The organism is Pseudomonas sp. Sample_24 (assembly GCF_004307605.1).
GTDB lineage: Bacteria > Pseudomonadota > Gammaproteobacteria > Pseudomonadales > Pseudomonadaceae > Aquipseudomonas.
In genome coordinates this window covers 1-4,315 of record NZ_RCNW01000257.1, presented here as the reverse complement: position 1 = coordinate 4,315, position 4,315 = coordinate 1, and the positions used below count along the sequence as shown (strand labels likewise).

Sequence of the window (4,315 nt, the reverse complement as noted above, 5' to 3'; positions counted from 1 at the left end):
GCCACGAACGGCGTGGCCGGGCGGTTGTAGATTTCCTGCGGCGTGGCGTACTGCTCGACCTTGCCGTTGTTCATCACGGCGATACGGTCGGCCATCAGCATGGCCTCGTCCTGATTGTGGGTCACCATCAGGGTGGTGATGCCGAGGCTGCGTTGCAGTTGGCGCAGCTCAGTGCACAGGTGCTCACGGACCCGGGCGTCGAGGGCCGACATCGGTTCGTCGAGCAGCAACAACGAAGGTGCCGGGGCCAGGGCGCGGGCCAGGGCGACGCGTTGCTGCTGGCCGCCGGACAATTGCCCCGGATATTTTTTCTCGCTGCCGCTCAGGCCGACCAGCTCCAGCATCTGCCCGACGCGCTGCCGCACTTGATCGCGGCCGCTGCCGGTCAGGCCGTAGGCAATGTTCGCTTCGACGGTGAGATTGGGGAACAGTGCGTAGGACTGGAACAGAATGCCGTAGTCCCGCGCTTGAGGTGCCAGGTGGGAAACGTCACGCTCGCCGAGATACAACTCGCCGCTGTCCTGCTTTTCCAGACCGGCAATGCAACGCAACAGGGTGGTTTTGCCGCAACCCGAAGGACCGAGCAGGCACACCAGCTCGCCTGCCGCCACGTCGAGAGACACGCTGTCCAGCGCGGTGAACGCACCAAAGCGTTTCTGTACGCCGCGCACCTTCATCGGTACGCCGGGGTTGGTCAGGGCAGTGGCGATCAAATTGTTCATGGACGGACCTCATCTGGCAGATGAAAGCCATCCTAGGGTTGTAATGAGTCCGTCATATGGCAGCCAGGCAAAAACTGCCGATAGTGGTATTCGGGAATTTGGGGTTATTGGACAAGGACTAACTTGTGCCGATCGTTCCCACGCTCTGCGTGGGAATGCCTCAACGGACGCTCCGCGTTCGGCTTTTGGGACGCGGAGCGTCCCGGGATACATTCCCACGCGGAGCGTGGGAACGATCATCACAGGCATTCGAGCTCTCAGGCCGGGGCCATTTCCTGCGCCAACCCCAGGAACGCCGCCGGCAGCCGTGCGTTTTTCCGCTCCTTGAGGCAGTACAGATACTCCGGCAACAACGGTGCATTCTCGATGGTCAGCACCCGCAGCTGCGGATCGTGCGGCACTTCCTGCCGGGCAATCAGGCTGATGCCGATGTTGCGCAGCACCGCTTCGCGAATCGACTCGCGACTGCCAATCTCCAGCAACGGCCCGACACTCACCCCGGCGCCAGCCAGCAATTCTTCGGTCATACGGCGGGTGGTCGAACCCGTTTCGCGCATCAACAATGTATGCCCCGCCAGTGCACTGAGCGGTACGTGATCATGTGCCGCCAGCGGGTGATTTCGATGCACCGCCAGCACCAGCGGATCGCTGCCGAGCACCCGGCGAATCAGCCGTGCATCGTCGAGCAACTGCGAGGACGCCGCGACATCGACGCGGTAGTCCTCCAGCGCTTCGAGCACCTGCTGGGAATTGCCGATTTCCACCGACACCTCCACCTGCGGCAGACGCTCGCGGAAAGTCTTCACCAGATCGAGGACGTAATACGGCGCCGTCGCGGCAATGCGCAGCGTGCCCTGCACCTGACCGCAATTGCGCAGGAAGAACTCGATGTCGGCTTCCTGCTGCATCAGCGCCTTGACCATCGGCAACAACCGCGCGCCCTCCTCGCTGACGCTCAGGCGCCGGCCGCCACGGTAGAACAACTCGACCGAGTACTGACTTTCGAGATTGCGAATCTGCGTCGTCACCGTGGGCTGACTCAAACCGAGCTTTTTCGCGGCCTGGGTGATACTGCCCAGTCGGGCCACCATGTAAAACGCCTTCAGCTCGGCACTCAGCACAACCCGTCCTCATCCTTTATTTGCGCAGCAGGCGCAACCCGTTGAACACCACCAGCAAACTGACGCCCATGTCGGCGAAAACCGCCATCCACATGGTAGCGAGCCCGGCGAAGGTTACCCCAAGAAAGATCGCCTTGATCACCAATGCCAGGGCAATATTCTGCTTGAGAATGCTCGACGTCTGGCGCGACAGCTGAATGAATGCCGGGATTTTGCGCAGATCGTCGTCCATCAGGGCGACATCAGCGGTCTCGATAGCGGTATCGGTGCCTGCGGCGGCCATGGCGAAACCGATTTCGGAACGGGCCAGGGCCGGCGCATCGTTGATGCCATCACCCACCATCCCGACGTGATGCCCCTTCGCATACAGCGCTTCAATCGCCTGTAACTTGTCGGTGGGCAACAGATCGCCCCTGGCCTCGTCGATACCGACTTGCGCTGCGATCGCCTGCGCGGTGTGCACGTTATCGCCGGTGAGCATCAAGGTCTTGATGCCCAACTCATGCAACTGGCGGATCGCTTCGCGGCTGGATTCCTTCACCGTGTCAGCCACGGCGAACAGCGCCAATGGGCCGGACTGATCGAGCAGCAGCACCACCGACTTGCCCTGTTTCTCGAGGGCGGACAGTTTCTCTTCCAGCGCAGGAGAACACAGGCCTAGGTCTTCAACCAGGCGATGGTTGCCCAAATGGTGCAGCTGGCCATTGATTTCGCCGCGCACCCCGCGCCCGCCCAGTGCTTCGAAGTTATCCACAACGAGTGGGGCCAATTGTTTATCCACAGCCGCGTTGGCGATCGCCAGCGATACCGGGTGATCCGAACGGCCGGCCAGCGCCGCGGCAATCGCCGGCGCCGATGCATCGGCGGTGGGGTCAAGCGACAGGTAATCGGTTTGTACCGGTTTGCCATGGGTGATGGTGCCGGTCTTGTCCAAAGCAAGGTAGTCGAGCTTGTAGCCGCCCTCCAGGTAAACCCCGCCTTTCACCAGAATACCTTTGCGGGCCGCGGCAGCGAGACCGCTGACGATGGTCACCGGTGTGGAGATCACCAGGGCACAAGGGCAAGCGACGACCAACAACACCAGGGCGCGGTAGATCCAGTCGAACCACAGCGCATTCATGAACAGTGGAGGAATGACTGCGACCGCCAACGCCAGGATGAACACCGCCGGCGTATAGATTTTCGAGAACGTATCGACGAAGCGCTGGGTCGGCGCCCGTGCGCCCTGGGCCTGCTCGACAGCGTGGATGATTCGCGCCAGGGTCGAGTTGTTTGCTGCCGCCGTCACGGCGTATTCCAGGGAACCGGCCTGGTTGATGGTGCCGGCGAACACTTTGTCGCCAATGGTTTTTTCCACGGGCAGGCTTTCACCGGTAATCGGCGCCTGATCAATGCTCGAGTTACCCGCGAGCACTTCGCCATCCAGCGCGATGCGCTCACCGGGACGCACCCGTACCCGGGCACCGAGATCGATAGCCTTCACATCCTGCGTGACCCAAGTGCCGTCAGCCTGCAACACCGTCGCTTGTTCCGGCGTCATCTGCATCAAGCCACTGATGGCATTGCGCGCGCGGTCGAGGGATTTGGCTTCGATCAACTCCGCCACGGTGAACAGGAACATCACCATGGCCGCTTCCGGCCATTGCCCGATAAGGATTGCACCCGTCACCGCGATGCTCATCAACGCGTTGATGTTCAGGTTGAAGTTCTTCAGGGCGATCCAGCCCTTTTTATAGGTGCCCAGGCCGCCGCTGAGGATCGAGATCAGGGCAATGACCGCCACCACCCAGTTCGGAGCGGCGGCGGTGAAGTGGATGACTTCCGCCACCAATGCGCCAACGCCGGACAATCCCAGCGGCCACCAGGACTTTTTCTCGGGTGCCGGGGCCTGCGCTTCGGCGCCTTGCTCCAGGGGCTCGGCGTGCATGCCGAGGGCTTTGATGGCGTCGACAATCGGCGCAGTGCTGGCCAGATTATGGGTGACGCCCAGCACCCGGTTGATCAAATTGAACTCCAGCTGCTGCACGCCGGTCAGTTTTCCCAGCTTATTTTGAATCAGCGATTGCTCGGTCGGGCAATCCATGGCCTCAATACGGAAACTACTCAGCCGCGCATCGGCACTTGGCGCTTCGGTCAACTGAATCAGCGTGGGCTCGCTTGCTTTCGGTGCGCAACAGGATTCACCATGGCCGCCATGTAAATGTTTGGCCACGGGTTTGAGCTTGCTGCTGCAGCAAGTGTCTTCGGGTTTGTGGCTGTGCAGGGAATCGCTCATGGGTCGTGTCCATAAAAGTACCTGTTGCCAAGTAAAGACCCTGTAGCCACTATAGGGTCAAGCACCCTTTTTGGAGATCCTCGTCATGAAGATCGGAGAGTTGGCGAAACTCACGGATTGCGCCGTGGAAACGATCCGCTATTACGAGCGCGAAAACCTGCTGCCGGAACCGGCCCGCAGCGACGGCAACTACCGCG

Annotated in this window: 4 protein-coding genes; 1 reads left to right on the top strand and 3 read right to left on the bottom strand. The window is 61.2% G+C overall.

The window, feature by feature from the left end:
* The 3 genes from D8V06_RS14365 to D8V06_RS14350 all read right to left on the bottom strand — a co-directional run.
* Positions 1 to 722: ATP-binding cassette domain-containing protein (locus tag D8V06_RS14365; protein ID WP_130931183.1), on the bottom strand; the 722-nt coding region annotated here is incomplete at its 3' end.
* A 257-nt stretch (positions 723 to 979) separates the two neighbouring features.
* A complete protein-coding gene (locus D8V06_RS14355; RefSeq protein ID WP_130931182.1) occupies positions 980 to 1,843 on the bottom strand; it encodes a LysR family transcriptional regulator in 864 nt (287 codons plus the stop codon).
* 16 nt (positions 1,844 to 1,859) lie between these two features.
* Positions 1,860 to 4,118, bottom strand: coding sequence for a heavy metal translocating P-type ATPase (locus D8V06_RS14350; protein ID WP_130931181.1), 2,259 nt, complete (start codon positions 4,116 to 4,118; stop codon positions 1,860 to 1,862).
* A gap of 85 nt (positions 4,119 to 4,203) precedes the next feature.
* On the opposite strand from D8V06_RS14350, the gene D8V06_RS14345 reads away from it, so the two are divergent.
* On the top strand, positions 4,204 to 4,315 hold a 112-nt coding region (locus D8V06_RS14345; RefSeq protein WP_130931180.1), incomplete at its 3' end, for a MerR family DNA-binding transcriptional regulator.